Origin of the sequence: Acidovorax sp. Root217 (assembly GCF_001428645.1) — a bacterium.
Classification (GTDB): Bacteria; Pseudomonadota; Gammaproteobacteria; order Burkholderiales; family Burkholderiaceae_C; genus Acidovorax.
Map to the genome: position 1 here is coordinate 348,627 of NZ_LMIH01000006.1, position 15,734 is coordinate 364,360.

17 protein-coding genes are annotated in these 15,734 nt (G+C 69.1%); 13 read left to right on the forward strand and 4 right to left on the reverse strand.

All coding sequences use genetic code 11. The annotated features are described in order from the left end of the window. Nucleotides 1-159 precede the first annotated feature (159 nt). The 4 genes from ASE31_RS05680 to ASE31_RS05695 all read left to right on the forward strand — a co-directional run bounded on the left by ASE31_RS05680 (nucleotide 160) and on the right by ASE31_RS05695 (nucleotide 3,789). Nucleotides 160-1,023 carry a MurR/RpiR family transcriptional regulator gene (locus ASE31_RS05680; protein ID WP_057200554.1) on the forward strand — a complete coding sequence of 288 codons (864 nt, stop codon included), beginning with the start codon at nucleotides 160-162 and terminating at the stop codon, nucleotides 1,021-1,023. After that, nucleotides 1,020-1,520, forward strand: coding sequence for a L,D-transpeptidase (locus tag ASE31_RS05685; protein ID WP_057200555.1), 501 nt, complete (start codon nucleotides 1,020-1,022; stop codon nucleotides 1,518-1,520). The genes ASE31_RS05680 and ASE31_RS05685 overlap by 4 nt, the downstream gene beginning before the upstream one ends. Before the next feature lie 88 nt (nucleotides 1,521-1,608). Beyond that, nucleotides 1,609-2,970: an esterase-like activity of phytase family protein gene (locus ASE31_RS05690; RefSeq protein ID WP_057200556.1), complete on the forward strand. Its 1,362-nt coding sequence runs from the start codon at nucleotides 1,609-1,611 to the stop codon at nucleotides 2,968-2,970. 114 nt (nucleotides 2,971-3,084) lie between these two features. Beyond that, nucleotides 3,085-3,789, forward strand: coding sequence for a riboflavin synthase (locus ASE31_RS05695; protein ID WP_057200557.1), 705 nt, complete (start codon nucleotides 3,085-3,087; stop codon nucleotides 3,787-3,789). A gap of 3 nt (nucleotides 3,790-3,792) precedes the next feature. Here ASE31_RS05695 and ASE31_RS05700 read toward each other — a convergent pair whose 3' ends face one another. Continuing rightward, nucleotides 3,793-4,188: a nuclear transport factor 2 family protein gene (locus ASE31_RS05700; RefSeq protein ID WP_057200558.1), complete on the reverse strand. Its 396-nt coding sequence runs from the start codon at nucleotides 4,186-4,188 to the stop codon at nucleotides 3,793-3,795. 148 nt (nucleotides 4,189-4,336) lie between these two features. On the opposite strand from ASE31_RS05700, the gene ASE31_RS05705 reads away from it, so the two are divergent. The 4 genes from ASE31_RS05705 (at nucleotide 4,337) to ASE31_RS32035 (ending at nucleotide 7,621) form a co-directional block, all read left to right on the forward strand. Continuing rightward, the gene (locus tag ASE31_RS05705) at nucleotides 4,337-4,873 is read left to right on the forward strand and encodes a GNAT family N-acetyltransferase (RefSeq protein WP_057200559.1); all 537 of its coding nucleotides are present in this window, start codon (nucleotides 4,337-4,339) and stop codon (nucleotides 4,871-4,873) included. A gap of 85 nt (nucleotides 4,874-4,958) precedes the next feature. After that, complete coding sequence (locus tag ASE31_RS05710) at nucleotides 4,959-5,444, forward strand: NUDIX hydrolase (RefSeq protein WP_057200815.1); 486 nt, start codon at nucleotides 4,959-4,961, stop codon at nucleotides 5,442-5,444. A gap of 147 nt (nucleotides 5,445-5,591) precedes the next feature. Next, nucleotides 5,592-5,885 carry a hypothetical protein gene (locus ASE31_RS05715; RefSeq protein WP_007850748.1) on the forward strand — a complete coding sequence of 98 codons (294 nt, stop codon included), beginning with the start codon at nucleotides 5,592-5,594 and terminating at the stop codon, nucleotides 5,883-5,885. 41 nt (nucleotides 5,886-5,926) lie between these two features. Further along, nucleotides 5,927-7,621: a DUF692 family multinuclear iron-containing protein gene (locus ASE31_RS32035; RefSeq protein WP_162261377.1), complete on the forward strand. Its 1,695-nt coding sequence runs from the start codon at nucleotides 5,927-5,929 to the stop codon at nucleotides 7,619-7,621. A gap of 21 nt (nucleotides 7,622-7,642) precedes the next feature. Here ASE31_RS32035 and ASE31_RS05725 read toward each other — a convergent pair whose 3' ends face one another. Next, the gene (locus ASE31_RS05725; protein WP_057200816.1) at nucleotides 7,643-8,470 is read right to left on the reverse strand and encodes an IclR family transcriptional regulator; all 828 of its coding nucleotides are present in this window, start codon (nucleotides 8,468-8,470) and stop codon (nucleotides 7,643-7,645) included. A 103-nt stretch (nucleotides 8,471-8,573) separates the two neighbouring features. On the opposite strand from ASE31_RS05725, the gene ASE31_RS05730 reads away from it, so the two are divergent. The 5 genes from ASE31_RS05730 (at nucleotide 8,574) to ASE31_RS05750 (ending at nucleotide 13,598) form a co-directional block, all read left to right on the forward strand. After that, a complete protein-coding gene (locus tag ASE31_RS05730) occupies nucleotides 8,574-9,572 on the forward strand; it encodes a tripartite tricarboxylate transporter substrate binding protein (protein WP_057200560.1) in 999 nt (332 codons plus the stop codon). Between the two features lie 154 nt (nucleotides 9,573-9,726). After that, the gene (locus ASE31_RS05735; protein ID WP_057200561.1) at nucleotides 9,727-11,241 is read left to right on the forward strand and encodes a class I adenylate-forming enzyme family protein; all 1,515 of its coding nucleotides are present in this window, start codon (nucleotides 9,727-9,729) and stop codon (nucleotides 11,239-11,241) included. Nucleotides 11,242-11,254: 13 nt separating this feature from the next. Then, nucleotides 11,255-12,040 carry a citryl-CoA lyase gene (locus ASE31_RS05740; protein ID WP_057200562.1) on the forward strand — a complete coding sequence of 262 codons (786 nt, stop codon included), beginning with the start codon at nucleotides 11,255-11,257 and terminating at the stop codon, nucleotides 12,038-12,040. Continuing rightward, complete coding sequence (locus tag ASE31_RS05745) at nucleotides 12,037-12,768, forward strand: SDR family NAD(P)-dependent oxidoreductase (RefSeq protein ID WP_057200563.1); 732 nt, start codon at nucleotides 12,037-12,039, stop codon at nucleotides 12,766-12,768. Before ASE31_RS05740 ends, ASE31_RS05745 begins: the two co-directional genes overlap by 4 nt. Then, nucleotides 12,765-13,598: an SDR family NAD(P)-dependent oxidoreductase gene (locus ASE31_RS05750; RefSeq protein ID WP_057200564.1), complete on the forward strand. Its 834-nt coding sequence runs from the start codon at nucleotides 12,765-12,767 to the stop codon at nucleotides 13,596-13,598. The genes ASE31_RS05745 and ASE31_RS05750 overlap by 4 nt, the downstream gene beginning before the upstream one ends. An 8-nt stretch (nucleotides 13,599-13,606) precedes the next feature. Here ASE31_RS05750 and ASE31_RS05755 read toward each other — a convergent pair whose 3' ends face one another. Further along, nucleotides 13,607-14,692 carry a porin gene (locus ASE31_RS05755; protein ID WP_057200565.1) on the reverse strand — a complete coding sequence of 362 codons (1,086 nt, stop codon included), beginning with the start codon at nucleotides 14,690-14,692 and terminating at the stop codon, nucleotides 13,607-13,609. A 36-nt stretch (nucleotides 14,693-14,728) separates the two neighbouring features. After that, nucleotides 14,729-15,721 carry a tripartite tricarboxylate transporter substrate binding protein gene (locus ASE31_RS32420; RefSeq protein ID WP_057200566.1) on the reverse strand — a complete coding sequence of 331 codons (993 nt, stop codon included), beginning with the start codon at nucleotides 15,719-15,721 and terminating at the stop codon, nucleotides 14,729-14,731. Nucleotides 15,722-15,734: the final 13 nt, after the last annotated feature.

The window sequence follows — 15,734 nt, forward strand, 5'->3', positions numbered from 1 at the left end:
CTCCGGAACAGGTGCAAACAGCGATGGAACAAATGTACCGTAAAAACAAATTAAATGGAACATATGTTTTTATGTTGCGGCAGGGCGGAACACTTGCACCATGGGGCGATCCGCTACAGTGCTGCGACCACAACTCCTGCGCACGCACCGCCACCCGCCATGGGCCTGAAAGACACCCTCCGAGCCCGGTTCGACGGCATGACCGCCACGCAGCAGAAGGCCGCGCGCTTCGTGCTGGAGCACCCCAACGATGTGGTGACCGCCTCCATGCGCACGGTGAGCGCACGCGTGGAGATCCCGCCCGCGACGCTGGTGCGCTTTGCGCAACTGCTGGGCTTCGACGGCTGGCCCGAGCTCAAGGCAGCGCTGGTACAGGACATGGGCCTGGGCTCGGAGCCCTATGCGCACAAGGCGCGCAGCCTGGTGGACCGCGCACGCGACGGCGGCGGCCTGGCCGGCGAGATCTTCGCGGTGCACCACCAGAACCTGGACGCCACCGAGCATGCCAACGGCGAGGCCCTGCCGCGCGCCGCCGCGCTGCTGGAGAAGGCGCGCGCCGTGCACGTGGCCGGCTTTCGCGCCTGCCACCCAGTGGCTTATTCGCTGATGTACGTGTACCGGCTGTTCCGCGACAACGTGCACCTGCTCGACGGCATGGGTGGCTCGCTGGAGATGCAGCTGCGCGCCCTGCACAAGGGTGATGCAGTGGTGGTCATCAGCTTCAGCCCCTATTCGCGCGAGGCCATCGCCGTGGCGCGCCAGGCGCGCGAAGCGGGCTGTCAGGTGCTGGCGCTGACCGATTCGCCCGCCTCTCCGCTGGCCCTGCTGGCGCACGAGGTGCTGCTGTTCTCCACGCAAAGCCCTTCGTTCTTTCCTTCCATCGCGGGTGCGCAGGCCCTGTCGGAGGCACTGCTGGGCCTGCTGGTCAGCCGTGCTGGCAAGCCCGGCATCGGCCGCATCGAGAGCGCCGAGGCGCAGCTCTTCGCTACCGGCGCCTACCTGCCGCCCGCACCATCGCCATGACGCAGGCAGGGCCCGGCAGCGTGCACGTGCACATCAGCGTGCCGCGCCAGCAACTGCAGCTGTGCGAGGGCGATGCCCTGGTGTGCAGCTACGCCATTTCCACGGCGCTGCATGGGGTGGGCGAGTTGAACGGCAGCGGTTGCACGCCGCGCGGCCTGCACCGCGTGCGCGCCAAAGTGGGGGCGGGTTGCGATGCCGCCACCGTCTTCGTGGGACGCCGGCCCACGGGCGAGCGGTACTCGCCCGGGCTCGCGGCGCAGCATCCGGGGCGCGACTGGATCCTGTGCCGCATCCTGTGGCTCGCGGGCTGCGAGCCGGGTTTCAACCGCGGCGGCGCGGTCGATACGCTGCGCCGCTACATCTACCTCCACGGCTGCCCCGATGGCACGCCGCTGGGCGTGCCCGCCTCGCACGGCTGCGTGCGCATGGCCAATGCGGATGTGATGGACCTGTTCGAACGGGTGGCGGTGGGCACGCCAGTGCGCATCGAAGGCTAGCGGGCCGTCGCGGTGTGGACCGATGTCACGTGCCCGTCATGCGGACCGGGCATCGTCGCCGCTTTACTTACATTTGCAGCGAGTGACCATGTCCCGACTTTCCACCCTCGCCGCCTGCGCCCTGCTGGTGTGCGCCGCCGCTTCGTCCACCGCCGCGCTGGCCCAGCAGGCCTACCCCGCCACACTGGCCGGCCATGCCGTGATGCCCGCAATGACGCTGGTGCCCGCGCCCAAGGACGCACCTCAGGACCTGCAGGTCAGCGGCAAGTTCACCACGCCCAAGCGCGTGGAAACGCTGGGCTCGGTCGAAGGCATTTCGGGCGGCCGTCCCACCGGCATCTCGCTGCCCTTCGCGGGCCAGCCGCTGCAGGGCCACTCGGGCATCAAGCGCATGGCCGACGGCTCGTTCTGGATCCTCACGGACAACGGCGCCGGTGCCAAGGCCAATTCGCCCGATTTCATGCTGCACCTGAGCCACTACAGCGTGGACTTCAAGGCCGGCCAGTTCAACCGCCTGGCCACCGTGTTCCTGCACGACCCGGACAAGAAGGTGCCGTTTCGCATCACCCACGAAGGCACGGACAAGCGCTACCTCACGGGCGCGGACTTCGATCCCGAGAGCTTCCAGTTCGCCGGTGGCGCACTGTGGATCGGCGAGGAGTTCGGGCCCTATCTGATAAAGGCCGACCTGTCGGGCCGCGTGCTCGCCGTGTTCGAAACGCAGGTGGACGGCAAGCTCGTGCGCTCGCCCGACCACCCGGCCATCACCACGGCCGGCGCGCCCGACGCCAAGGCCCCTGCCTTCGAGGTCAAGCGCTCCAAAGGCTATGAAGGCATGGCCTCGTCCAAGGACGGCAGCAAGCTCTACGCCCTGCTCGAAGGCCCGCTGTGGAACGAGGCCGGCAAGGCCTACGAAGCCGTGGACGGCAAGCCGTACCTGCGCGTGCTGGAGTTCGACGTGAAGGCCGAGCAATGGACCGGCCGCCACTGGAAGTACGTGCTCGAAGCCAACCACCACGCCATCGGCGACTTCAACATGATCGACGCCACCACCGGCCTGATCATCGAGCGCGACAACGGCGAAGGCACGGCCGACAAGGCCTGCCCCGAAGGCGTCAAGCGCGCGGACTGCTTCCACGACCTGGCCAAGTTCAAGCGCGTCTACAAGATCGAGCTGACCGATGCCAACGTCGGCGGCCCGCTGCGCAAGGTGGGCTACATCGACCTGATGGCCATCCATGACCCCAGGCGCCTGGCGAAGAAGCCGCTGAACAATGGTGTGCTCACCTTCCCGTTCTTCACCATCGAGAACGTGGACGTGGTGGACGGCACGCACATCGTGGTCGGCAATGACAACAACCTGCCCTTCAGCTCCAGCCGCGAGCCGAACAAGGCCGACGACAACGAACTGGTGCTGCTCGAAGCGGGTGAGCTGCTGCGCGCGAAGTAAGCGCTGCGCTCGCTGCACAAAGGGCTGCCCTGTGGCAGCCCTTTTTCATGGCGGGCAGCGCGGCGTGGGGCCGGGTGGCAAAATCGGCGGCCCCACCCCGAAAGCCGCGCCACCATGTTCACAGGCATCGTTCAAGCCACGGCAGGCATTGCCGCCATCCATGACCGCGCAGGCCTGCGCACCTTCACGCTCGATTTCCCCGAGGGCTTCTGCCAGGACCTGGCCATTGGTGCCAGTGTGTCCACCGATGGCGTGTGCCTCACGGTGACCGAGATCCTCTCACCCACACAGGCCAACTTCGACGTGATGCAGCAGAGCCTGAACATCACCACGCTGGGCAGCTACGGCCAGGGCGACCGCGTGAATGTGGAGCGCGCGGCCAAGGACGGTGCCGAGATCGGCGGCCACCCGCTGTCGGGCCACATCGATTTTTCGGGCACGCTGGCCAGCGTGCGCGAGTTCGACAACAACCTGGTGTGGCGCGTGGCCGTGCCGCCCGAGTTCCGCAGGTATGTGTTCGCCAAGGGCTACATCGCCATCCATGGCGCCAGCCTCACCGTGTCGGAAGTGAACCGCTCCGAAGGCTGGTTCGAGGTCTGGCTGATCCCCGAGACCCGCCGTGCCACGGTGTTCGAGGGCAAGAAGGCTGGCGACCGCCTGAACATCGAGATCGAGCGCAGCACCCAGGTGGTGGTGGACACGGTGCGCGAAGCGGTGCAGGAAAGCCTGGGCCGGCTGCAGCCCGTGCTCGAAGCCCTGCTCAAGGAAAAGGGCCTGTCCCTTGAAGACTTCGTGCAACCCCCCGTGCTCCCGCACTGAAGCTCAGCCCGCGACGTAGTCGAGAAAGCCGGTGACACGGCGCAGGCGCCCGTCGGCGTCCACCTCGGCCACGTCGGTGCCACGCGCCACGGGTTCGGCCCCCGGGGCCGCGAGCGCCCAGGAAAAGCGCACCACGCTGTGGTGCCCCTCGGGCGTGCCCAGCAGCGCGAAGCGGTAACCGGCAAAACGCTGCTGCGCGCCCGCGATCAGGGCCGCCATGCCGTCATGGCCCCTGCCTTCCATCATCGGGTCGAGGTAGTGCACCTCGCTGCTGAAGGCCTCGCGCACCAGGCGATCCCGCTCGCTGCTGTCGGTGGCGTTCCACGCGCTCAGGTAACGTGCGGCGATGCCGGAGGCCGAAGTGGCGGCGTTCAGGACAGGGGATTCGACGGTGTTCATGGTGGCTGCTCCAGAGAAGTTGAACGAACGGAATAAAAACAAAGGGTGGCGGATGCAGGCAGGCATCCGACGCAAGCCATTCTTCGCGGCTGCCCTGCCGGCGTCGATGACATGGCAGGTCATGTGCCAGGGATAATGCGGCGCCTGCATGCTGAACTCCACCGCTTCCTCTTCTTCTCCTGGTGCGCCGCGCGCTCTGCAGCTGCACGACCTGCCCGGTCTGCTGCAGGTGCAGCTGGCCTGCTATGGCGCGGGCTTTGTCGAAAGCGGCGAGGTGTTTGCGCGCCGGCTCGCCAGCCCGGTCAACTGCTCGCTGGTGCTCGAACGCGCCGGCCAGGTCTGCGCCTACCTGGCGGCCTACCGCTCGGTGCAGGGCAAGGTCACGCCGCTGCACGGCGACTTCGAGGGCCCGCCCGGCGCACCCGACACCCTGTACCTGCACGACATGGCGGTGCTGCCGGCCTGCGCAGGCCAGGGCCTGGCGCAGACGCTGCTTGCGCCGCTGTGGGCGCAGGGCGCGGCATGGGGGCTGCGGTACACCGCCCTGGTCTCGGTGCAGGGCTCGCAGGGCTACTGGGAGCACCATGGCTACGCCGTGCAGCCGCTGGCCGATGCACAGCAGCGTGAGCGGCTGGCAAGCTACGGCGAGGGGGCCGTGTACATGGTGCGAACGCTGGCTCCCTAGCCAGCGCCTTGCGTACGCCATTGGGCTTGTTTGAACGGCGCCACGGGCCGGGCATCTGTCGCAGGCCGTGGTCATAATGGCTGGCATGCCGAACCGCTGGAAACCCAATGTCACCGTGGCTGCCGTGATCGAACGCGATGGCCGCTTCCTGCTGGTGGAGGAAGAAACCACCGATGGCCTCAAGCTGAACAACCCAGCCGGCCACCTGGACCCCGGTGAGTCGCCCCCCAGCGCCTGCGCGCGCGAGGTGCTCGAAGAAACCGCACACGATTTCGAGCCCACACACCTCATCGGTGTGTACCTCAACCGCTTCACCAAGACGCGCACGGGCGACGACCTGACCTACCTGCGTTTTGCCTTTGCCGGCACGCTGGGCACGTACCACGCCTGGCGCACGCTGGACGAAGGCATCGTGCGCACCGTGTGGATGACGGCCGACGAGATCCGCGCCTGCCCCGAGCGCCACCGCAGCCCGTTGCTGCTGCAGTGCCTGGCCGACTACCTGGCCGGCCAGCGCTACCCGGTGTCGCTGGTGCATACCGACATTTCGGTGACCCAGACCTCGGGCTGACACGTGTTTGGGATGCGCCGCAAATATTTGTGGCGCCGCATGTAACCCGCAGGGTGGATGGAGCGAAGTAACAGGCAGAGAGCACGGCGCCGTGCGATCTGAAACCCCCTGTTTCGACCCTCCCTCACCTTTACGGAGTCTTCCACCATGCTGTCCACCTCGAACCCATCCGCCGCTTCCCTCGCCCTGGCCGCCGCCCTGCTGGCCCTGTCCTCCGGTGCCTTTGCCGCCGACGCCCCCAAGGGCTCCAAGGGCGGGGCCGTCGCCGCCAACGACAAGGTGCACTGCTACAACGTGCACGACTGCAAGGGCAACAGCGATTGCTCCACCGCCGAGCACAGCTGCAAGGGCCAGAATGCCTGCAAGGGCCATGGCTTCAAGGCCAAGACGGCCGCGCAATGCCTGAGCGAGAAGGGCACCATTGGCGATATCAAGGGGTGATGCCCCTGGCGGTTGCGCCACGGCGCAGCCGCCTGCGCACCATGGCACACGACCCCATCGCCGTGCGCGGCACCGGCTTCGGCCTGGGCCTGCGCACCGCCCACTACGCGGATTTTCTGGCCGGCCCGCAGCCGCTGGATTGGCTGGAGATCATCACCGACAACTACCTCATCGAGGGCGGCAAGCCGCTGGCGGTGCTCGACACGCTGCGCCGCGACTACCCCATGGCCATGCACGGCGTGGCCATGTCCATCGGTGCGGCGCAGGGCGTGGACATTGCCTACCTGCGCCAAGTGAAGGCGCTGGCCGAGCGCATTGAGCCGCTGTGGGTATCGGACCACCTGTGCTGGATCGGCCCCGGGCCGCAGCAGCAACTGCACGACCTGTACCCGCTGCCCTATACCGATGCCTCGGCGCGCCATGTGATCGCGCAGGTCCGCCGCGCGCAGGACGTTCTGGGCCGCCGGCTGGTGCTGGAGAACGTCTCCAGCTACATCCGCTATGCCGGCGACAGCGCAAGCGAATGGCAGTTCCTGGCCCACATCGCGCAGGAGGCCGACTGCCTGCTGCTGGTCGATGTGAACAATATCTACGTGAGCAGCGTGAACCACGGCTTCGACCCGCTCACCTACCTTGATGCGCTGCCCGCGCACCGCGTACAGCAGATCCACCTGGCCGGCCATTCGGACCAGGGTGACCACATCATCGATACGCACGACCACCCCGTGGCCCAGCCCGTGTGGGACCTGTATGCGCGGGCCTGCGAGCGCTTCGGCGCCGTGGCGACCATGGTCGAGCGCGACGACCGCATTCCGCCGCTGGCCGAGCTGCTGGGCGAAATGGACGTGGCGCGGTCCATCGCTGCGGCGCATGTGACACCGGCCGGTATCGCAGGACCGGCCGCTGCGCCCTGGCCGCGTGGCCCGCTGTCGTTTGCCCCGCCACTGCAGGTGCTGCAGCAGAACCTGGCAGACCGCATCCTGGCCGAGCCACTGCAAGCCCTCGACGCGGAGGCTCCGGTCACGGGCCGCCTGGGCATCTACCACCATGCCTACCGTGCGCGGCTGTCCGAGGTGCTGGCCGACACCTACGCCAAGACCTGGCTCTACCTGGGCTCGGATACGTTCGAAGACCACGCGCGCCAGCATGCCGTGGCGCACCCGCCTACGGCGCGCAGCCTCAACCGCTATGGCGAGGGCTTTGTCGGCACCCTGCGCACGCTCTACCCCGACAACCCCGAGCTGCACGAACTGGCCCAGCTCGACTGGGACCTGCGCACGCGCTTCGACGGGGCGGACGTGCCGGCACTGGACGCGGCCACGGCTCCTTTCGCCGGCCCCTGGCTGGCACGCGCAGGGGTGCTGCACCCCAGTGCATTGCTGCGCACGCTGGCCACCAACGCCGTCGCGCTGTGGAATGCCATCCACGCCGACGAAGACGTGCCCGAGGCGGTGGCGCTGCCAGCGCCTGTCACCTTGCTGGTGTGGCGCAAGGGCCACCAGCCGCACTTTCGCTCGCTGGGCGCCCAGGAGGCGGTCTTCATCCACCTGCTGCAGGCGGGGGCCTCGGTGGAGCAGGCCTGCGACCGCCTGCAGGCGCTGGGGGCGATGCCGGGCACGGAACTGCTCGCACAGTGGCTGGCAGGCTTGTTGCGGGAGGGCCTGGTTGGCCTGGATGCGGCACGCGGCAGCCACTGCGCCGAGGCGCCCGTTGAGGAGCGCGCGAGCGCAGGCTGAGACTCCCTGGCCGGTGCCAGGTCACACCCCGTTGGGCAGCAGCGCGGCCAGCGCCTCGCGCATCCAGCGGGCAATCAGTTGTTGGCGCTCGCGCGGCATGCGGTCCAGCGTCGATGCGACGCTGATGGCGGCCACCGGTGCGCCATCGGCATTGCGCACGGCCATGCCCGCGGCCAGCACGCCCTGGGTGGCGTGGTTGCCCACCACTGACCAGCCGCGCTCGCGCGTGGCGCGCACCAGAATGGCCAAGCGCTCGGGTGTCATGCCGCCGTAGCGTGGCAGCTCCTGTGCGTTGGCCGCGATGGCGGCGTCCACCTCGCCATCGGGCAACGCGGCCAGCAGCGCCAGGCCGGCCGCGCCCACGCCCAGGGGCTGGCGCGTGCCCACCTGGATCACCAGGATCTGCACCGGGTGCGTGCCCACATGGCGTGCGATGCAGTGCGATGCGGCGCCCTCGCGCACGATGGCGAAGGCCGCATCGCCGCAGGCCCGGCTCACGCGCTCCAGCACGGGTGCCAAACGCATGGCCATGTTGGGCAGGGCGGCGGGCGCGGCCAGGGCGGCCATGCGGGGTCCGGCCATGTAGCGAAAACGCCCGCGCCGGGCCACATGGCCGCCCTCCAGCAGCGTGGCCAGCAGGCGGTAGACGGTGGCGCGCTCCAGCCCCACAGCGCGGCACAGGTCGATCACGCGCAAGCCCTCGCGGCCGCTGGCGAGCACGGCGTCGAGCACCTGCAGGCCGCGGCGCAGCGTGCGGCTGCCGTGGTCCTCGGTGGCGTCTGCCACGGGCAAGGTGGAGGATGGAACGTCCGGCAGGCGGACGATTCGATTCGCGGGTCGGGAAGGCATGGGAAAGAATTTGTCCGTCGATGCAACCAGCATGCAGTGTGCCGCAGAGCCACGCCGCCGGGGCGCCAAGACGGGATTTTCAGAAACACCCAGGAGACAAGACATGACCTCGCACACCACCACCGCGCCGCGCCGGCGTCTTCTGGCTTTGGCCGCCGCTGCCATCGCCTGCACCGCCGCACTGCCCCTGCAGGCACAGACCACCAACTGGCCCACCAAGCCCGTGAAGCTCGTCGTGGGCTATGCGGCCGGTGGCGCCACCGACGTCATCGCGCGCCTGGTGGCCGTCAAGCTCGGCGACCAGCTCGGCCAGCCCGTGGTGGTGGACAACCGCGCGGGCGCCAACAGCAACGTGGGCGCCGAGAACGTGGCGCGCGCCCCGGCCGACGGCTACACGCTGTACGTCTACACCATCGCCAACACCATCAACGCCACGCTGTACCCCAAGCTCGGCTACGACCCGGTCAAGGACTTCGAGCCCATCGGCATGATCGCCAAGATCCCGAACATCCTGGTGGTCAACCCCAAGCTGCCGGTGAAGAGCCTGGCCGACTACGTGCGCTACGCCAAGGAGTCCAAGGACGGCATCACCTTCGCGTCCTCGGGCAGCGGCTCGTCCATCCACCTCTCGGGCGAGATGTTCAAGATGCAGTCCCAGCTCAAGATGCTGCACGTGCCCTACCGCGGCAGCGCCCCGGCCGTCACCGACCTGCTCGGCGGCCAGGTGGATTCGATGTTCGACAACACGCCCTCGGCCCTGCCGCACGTGCAGGCCGGCAAGCTGCGCGCCATTGCCATTACCAGCGCCCAGCGCTCGCCCCTGCTGCCTGACGTGCCCACGCTGGCCGAGTCGGGCTATGCCGGCTTCGACGTGCAGTCGTGGTTCGCGCTGGCCGCGCCCGCGGGCACGCCGCGCCCCGTGGTCGAGCAGCTCAACACCGCCCTCAACAAGGTGCTGGCCCTGCCGGAGGTGCGCAACCGCCTGCAGGAGCTGGCCGCTACCCCCGATTCCGGCACGCCCGACAAGATGCGCAGCTTTGCCGCCGCCGAGATCAAGCGCTGGCGTGAAGTCGTCAAGGCCTCCGGCGCCACCGCGGAGTAGGCGACGGGAAAAGCCCTCCTGGCGTCGTTGTTCCGTCTTGTCGTACTGACCGTACTGCCTGCGACGGAACGCCTAGCCAGGACCGCTTCGCTGGGCTTTGCCCGCCGCTTGTGACGCTGTTCATCGAATCTCAACCCAGGATTACCTGCCCTCCATGTTCCCCATCGATTTCTTCTGGCGCGCCGCCCAGCGCTGGCCCGACCGCATCGCCATTGATGCTCCCGAGGGCGCCATCCGCTACGACGCGCTGGCCGCGCGCGTGGCGGCCCTCGCTGCGGGTCTCACCGCACTCGATCCTTTGCCGCAAAGCCGCGTGGGCATCTGCGCGGGCAACAGCGCCGACCACATCGCTGCGCTGCTGGCCGTGCTGGCCTGCGGCAAGGTCTGGGTGCCGCTCAACCCCAAGAGCACCCGGCCCGAGATCCGGCGTATCGTCGACGCGACCGAGCCCTCCATCTTGGTGCTCGACGCGGCCTGCGCCGACCTGCTCGAAGGCGCACCGGGCGCCCGGGTGTTGGCGGGTGGCGACACCACCAGCGCGGCCACGCTCGCGGGCCTGGCCCAGGCGTATGCCGGCGCGCAGCGCCCTGTGATCGACCTGCCGGACGACGCCACCCAGGCCATCAAGTTCACGGGCGGCACCACCGGCGCACCCAAGGGCGTGATGCAGCCCTACCGCGCGTGGATGGCCAACATCAGCAACCAGATCCATGCCTGGGGCTTCGACGAGCACGAGCGCTACATCGTGGCCGCGCCCATCACGCATGGCACCTCCACCTACCTGCTGCCCATCCTGGCGCAGGGCGGCTGCCACGTGGTGCTGGGCGGCGCGGGTGCCGAGGCGGTGCGCGCGGCCTTCCGCGAGCGCGGCGGCACGGTGTGCTTCATGCCGCCGACGCTGGTCTACATGCTGATGGCGCTGCCGGGCGCTTCGCGCGCAGACTTTCCGCGCCTGCGCCGGCTCATCTATGGCGGCGCACCCATGCCGCCCGAGAAGATCCGTCAGGTGCGCGACTTCTTCGGCCCCGTGCTGGGAACCACCTATGGCCAGACCGAGGCGCCGCAGATCCTCACCGTGATGCAGCCCGCAGACTTCGAAGACCCGGCCAACTGGGCCGCGGTGGGCCGCACCACCTGGTTCAGTGACGTGGCCATCATGGCGCCCGACGGCCGCCTGCTGCCCACGGGCGAGGTGGGCGAGGTGGTGGCGCGCGGCGACCTGCTGATGACCGGCTACTGGCGCCTGCCCGAGAAGACCGCCGAAACCCTGGTGGACGGCTGGCTGCACACCGGCGACCGCGGGCTCATCGACGCTCGTGGCTACCTCTACCTCAAGGACCGGCTCAAGGACATGGTGATCACCGGCGGTTTCAACGTCTACCCGGTGGACGTGGAAAACGCCCTGGGCCAGCACCCGGCGGTGCACGAATGCGCCGTGTTCGGCCTGCCCGACGACAAGTGGGGCGAGACCGTGCAGGCCGCCGTGCAGCTGCGCCCCGGCCAGCAGGCCAGCGAGGCCGAGCTGATCGCCTTCGTGCGCGAGCGCCTGGGCCCGGTGCAGACACCCAAGCACATCCATTTTCATGACAGCCTGCCGCGCTCGCTCGTGGGCAAGGTGCTCAAGTCCGCCGTGCGCGATGCGGCCCTTGCCCTTGCCCCCACCGCCTGAAGGAACCCGCCCCATGACCGCCCCATCCGCCAAGCCCCCCGTCACCAGCCTGTGCACCCACACCCTCACCAGCTTGCATTACCGCGATGCGAACCTGGTCGAGGACCTGATGGGCAAGAAAACCTTCACCGAGGTGATGCTCATGCAGATCCTGGGCCGCGCGCCGCGCGGCGTGGACCTGCGCATTACCGACGTGGTGCTCATCGTGCTCATGGAGCACGGCCTCACACCCAGCGCCATCGCCACGCGACTGATCTACATGAGCGCGCCCGAGAACCTGCAGGGCGCCGTATCGGCCGGCCTGCTGGCCGTGGGCAGCTCCTTTGTGGGCACCATGGAGAACTGCGCCGGCCTGCTCGACCGCATCGCGGCCGCTGCCGACCCCGCTGCCGAGGCCCTGGCCATCGCGCGCCACTACAAGGGCCTCAAATCCCCGGTTCCGGGCTTCGGTCACCACCTGCACAAGCCGGTGGATCCGCGCGCCTACAAGCTGCTGGAGATGGGCCGCGCCGAGGCCGAACTGAAGGGCGACAAGATCCGTGCACTGGAGACCCTGTCCCAGGCCGTCGACGAGGTGGCGGGGCGCCCTATCACCATCAACGCCACGGGGGCCGTGGCCGCGCTGCTCGGCGAGATCGGCGTGCCTGCCGCGGTGATGCGCGGCTTCGCCGTTATCTCGCGCGCGGCCGGGCTGGTGGCGCACATCGTCGAGGAGCAGAACAGCCCCTCGGGCCGCTTCATCTGGGACACCATCGAGCACGCGATTCCCTTCGTCGGCGGCAAGGACGGCCAGGCATGAGCGGCGGCCAGGAAGGCACGGTGCTCGTCACCGGCGCCAGCCGCGGCATCGGCCGCGCCGTGGCCACGCGGTTGATGGCCGATGGCCTGCATGTCGTGAACTTCGACATCGCCGCGCCCGAGGCCATTGCACAGTGCGAGACCTTCGTGCAGGTGGACCTGGCCGACGAGGCCGCCCTGCGCGACGCGCTGGCCCGCACCGTGGCCGCGCGGCCCATCACCCGCCTGGTGAACAACGCAGGCATCGTGCGCCCGGCCGGCATCGATGCGACCACCAGTGCCGACCTGCAGGCCGTGATGGCCGTCAACCTGGCGGCGTCCATGGCGTGCGTGCAGGCGCTGCTGCCCGCCATGCGCGCGGCGCGCTTCGGCCGCATCGTCAACATCTCGAGCCGTGCCGCACTGGGCAAGGGCGAGCGCATCGCCTATTCGGCCAGCAAGGCAGCGGTGCACGGCTTCACGCGCACCCTGGCGCTGGAACTCGGCGCCGACGGCATCACCGCCAACGCCATCGCCCCCGGGCCGATTGCCACCGAACTCTTCGAACGCGTGAATCCGCCCGGCGCACCGGCCACCCAGCGCATCCTGGACACCATCCCCGTGCGCCGCATGGGCCAGCCCGACGAGGTGGCGCACCTCGTGGCATCGCTGCTCGATGCGCGTGCGGGCTTCACCACCGGCCAGGTGGTCTACGTGTGCGGCGGCATGACCGTGGGGCTGGCACCATGAGCGCGCCGAAGAATATGCCACCCGCCCTGCCGCTGGACCTGTCTGGCCGCGTGGTCTTCGTGGCCGGCGGTGGCTCGGCCGGCCCGGGCTGGAGCATCGGCCGGGCGTCTTGCGTGACCTACGCGCGCCTGGGCGCCAGCGTCTGCGTGGCCGACCGCGACGCAGCATCGGCCGAAGAGACCACGGCGCTGATCCACGCCGAGGGCGGCACGGCCGCCACCTTCGTGGGCGACGTGGCCGTGGCAGCGGACGTGAAGCGCCTGTTCGCCGAGGCGCGCGAGCGCTTCGGCGGCGCCATCGACGTGCTGCACCACAACGTGGGCATTGGAAAGACCGGCGGCCCGCTGGAGACCAGCGCCGAGGACTTCGAGCGCATCCACGGCGTGAACGTGGGTAGCCTGCTGCTGGCCTGCCAGGAGGTGCTGCCTGGCATGGTGGAGCGCGGCCGAGGCTCCATCATCACCATCTCGTCCATCGCGGGCATGCGCTACCTGGGCTACCCGCACCTGGCCTATGGCGTCACCAAGGCCGCAGTCACGCACTTCACGCGCATGGTGGCGCAGCAGTACGCGGGCCAGGGCGTGCGCGCCAACACCGTGGTGCCGGGACTGATCGACACGCCGCGCATTGCCAACACGGTGGCCAGGATGTTCTCGGACACCAGCCTGGACGAGGCGCGCGCCGCGCGTGCCCGCCAGGTGCCCATGGGCCGCATGGGCACGGCCTGGGACGTGGCCCACGCTTGCGCTTTCCTCGCCAGCGATGCATCGGCCTACGTGACCGGCACCGAACTGGTGGTGGACGGCGGCATCATGGGCAAGTTCGTGTAGGGCCTGGCTTAGAAGCTGTGCATGACCCCGGCGGAAACACCGGTGGCCACGCGCTTGTTGGCTGCACCCTGGAAGCCGTTGCGCCATCGCGTGTGGTCCAGTTCGGCGTAGACCCGCGTGCGGCGCGACAGTTTGTATTCGGCGAAGGCCACCATGCGGCCGTAGCCATCGTCTGCTGCGGCGGTGCGTGTGCGGTCGATCTTGTAGTAGGTGGCGGTCAGGTCCAGCAGCGGTAGCGCCGCCCAGGTGGCGCCCGCCGAGAGCACGCGCTGTTCGGTGTGCGTGGCCGCACCGGTCTTCGCCTTGCTGCGCCCGGCGTTCGCGGCCAGGCGCACGCTGCCCCACTGGTACGCAGCGCCCAGCGTGGCCGCATCGAGCGGTCGCAGGTTGGCGTCCTTGAAGGTCTGCCAGGCGCCGGACACGGTGAAGCCGCCATCCGCATACGCCAGGCCCAGGCCGTGCGAGGACAGGGCCGACGATTGCGATGCCACCTCGCCCACCCCCAGCATGGCCCGCGCCGTGAGGCCGCCAAAGCGGCCGGTGAGCTTGACCGCATTGTCCAGCCGGTAGGAGCCGGTATTGGCGCCCGCGCTGCCGTACTCGATTCCCAGGCCGTGCTGGCTCAGCGCTGTCACGCCGATGTTGGGGTTGAAGCTGGCGAAGCGCATGGACAGCGGGTCCACGGGCGAGATCGCATCGGCCAGCAGCGTGGTCTGGCGGCCGAGCGCCACGGTGGCCCAGCCCGCCTGCAGGCCCACCCACGAGGCGCGGTCGAAGTATTTGGCGCTGTTGGCGGGCGCACCGGTATCGGCGTTGAGGCCGCTTTCCAGGTTGAACAGCGCACGGGCACCACCGCCCAGGTCTTCGCTGCCGCGCACGCCCCAGCGGCTGGTGGTGTGGATGCCGCTGCCCAGGCTGTGGTGCGAGCCCGGTGCGGGGGCGTTGGCGGCCGTGAGCCCGCTGGCGTGGCGCAAGCCCAGGTCCACCACGCCGTAGAGCGTGAGGCTGCCGGCGGATGGGCTGGTCGATGCGGTCTGGGCGAACGCCGGCGCGCAGGCCAGCAGGGCGCAGATGGCGCCGTTTGTCTTCTTCATGCTGTCTCCTCGGATGGAATGTTCTTGTGGGCGGGATCAATCCGCCGTCAACTGGGCCTTCTGCACTACGCCGCGCCACTTGGCCAGCTCCTGGCGCACGGTCAGAGCCAGGGCCTCGGGCGTGCTGCTGTCCACCACGGCGCCTTGTTCTTCGATGCGCCGCACCACGTCCTTGTCGGCCAAGGCGGTGTTGAGGGCCTTGTTGAGCTGGTCCACCACAGCCTTCGGTGTCTTGCCGGGGGCGAACAGTGCGTACCACTGCGTGATCTCCACGCCCTTGATGCCCGCCTCTTCGAGCGTGGGTACGTCGGGCATCAGCGAGGAGCGCTTGGGGCCGGCCAGCGCGAGGGCGCGCAGCTTGCCGTTCTTCACATGCGAGGAGGCCGAGAACAGGCTGGGGAACATCACCTGCGTCTGGTTGGCCATGGTGTCGTTCATCGCCGGGGCCGATCCCCGGTAGGGCACATGCGCCATCTGCGCGCCGCTCTCGAGCTTGAACATCTCGGCCGAGAAATGCGGCGCCGTGCCATTGCCGGCCGATGCGTAGTTGTAGGAGGTCGGATGGGCTTTGGTCAGCGCCACGAACTCGGCCACCGTCTTCGCCGGCACCTTGGGGTTGACCACCATCAGCGTGGGCGAGTAGCAGACCATGCCGATGGGCTCGAACTGGGTGACGGGGTCGTAGCGCAGCTTCTGCAGCGCCGGGCTCATGCCGTGCGTGCCGATGTAGCCAAACAGGATGGTGTGGCCGTCGGGCGTGGCGCGCGCCACGTACTCGGCGGCAATGGCGCCGTTGGCGCCGGCCTTGTTTTCGACGATCACCGATTGGCCCAGCAGCTGCGACATCTTTTGCGCCACCACGCGCGCCATGCCGTCGTTGCCGCCCCCGGCGGCCGTGGGCACGACCAGGGTGATGGAGCGCTCCGGGAAGGCTGCGTGTGCCGCCAGAGGTGCACCTGCCAGCGTGGCGAAGGCCAGCGCGGCGGCCAGCGTGCGGCGCAATGTGGATGGGGGTTTGCGGTGGTTCATGGTCTTGTCTCCG

Bases quoted from the DNA above. Each gene is read 5' to 3' on its own strand.
- ASE31_RS05680 (WP_057200554.1), top strand. From the start codon at position 160: ATGGGCCTGAAAGACACCCTCCGAGCCCGGTTCGACGGCATGACCGCC.
- ASE31_RS05685 (WP_057200555.1), top strand. From the start codon at position 1,020: ATGACGCAGGCAGGGCCCGGCAGCGTGCACGTGCACATCAGCGTGCCG.
- ASE31_RS05690 (WP_057200556.1), top strand. From the start codon at position 1,609: ATGTCCCGACTTTCCACCCTCGCCGCCTGCGCCCTGCTGGTGTGCGCC.
- ASE31_RS05695 (WP_057200557.1), top strand. From the start codon at position 3,085: ATGTTCACAGGCATCGTTCAAGCCACGGCAGGCATTGCCGCCATCCAT.
- ASE31_RS05700 (WP_057200558.1), bottom strand. From the start codon at position 4,188: ATGAACACCGTCGAATCCCCTGTCCTGAACGCCGCCACTTCGGCCTCC.
- ASE31_RS05705 (WP_057200559.1), top strand. From the start codon at position 4,337: ATGCTGAACTCCACCGCTTCCTCTTCTTCTCCTGGTGCGCCGCGCGCT.
- ASE31_RS05710 (WP_057200815.1), top strand. From the start codon at position 4,959: ATGCCGAACCGCTGGAAACCCAATGTCACCGTGGCTGCCGTGATCGAA.
- ASE31_RS05715 (WP_007850748.1), top strand. From the start codon at position 5,592: ATGCTGTCCACCTCGAACCCATCCGCCGCTTCCCTCGCCCTGGCCGCC.
- ASE31_RS32035 (WP_162261377.1), top strand. From the start codon at position 5,927: ATGGCACACGACCCCATCGCCGTGCGCGGCACCGGCTTCGGCCTGGGC.
- ASE31_RS05725 (WP_057200816.1), bottom strand. From the start codon at position 8,470: ATGCCTTCCCGACCCGCGAATCGAATCGTCCGCCTGCCGGACGTTCCA.
- ASE31_RS05730 (WP_057200560.1), top strand. From the start codon at position 8,574: ATGACCTCGCACACCACCACCGCGCCGCGCCGGCGTCTTCTGGCTTTG.
- ASE31_RS05735 (WP_057200561.1), top strand. From the start codon at position 9,727: ATGTTCCCCATCGATTTCTTCTGGCGCGCCGCCCAGCGCTGGCCCGAC.
- ASE31_RS05740 (WP_057200562.1), top strand. From the start codon at position 11,255: ATGACCGCCCCATCCGCCAAGCCCCCCGTCACCAGCCTGTGCACCCAC.
- ASE31_RS05745 (WP_057200563.1), top strand. From the start codon at position 12,037: ATGAGCGGCGGCCAGGAAGGCACGGTGCTCGTCACCGGCGCCAGCCGC.
- ASE31_RS05750 (WP_057200564.1), top strand. From the start codon at position 12,765: ATGAGCGCGCCGAAGAATATGCCACCCGCCCTGCCGCTGGACCTGTCT.
- ASE31_RS05755 (WP_057200565.1), bottom strand. From the start codon at position 14,692: ATGAAGAAGACAAACGGCGCCATCTGCGCCCTGCTGGCCTGCGCGCCG.
- ASE31_RS32420 (WP_057200566.1), bottom strand. From the start codon at position 15,721: ATGAACCACCGCAAACCCCCATCCACATTGCGCCGCACGCTGGCCGCC.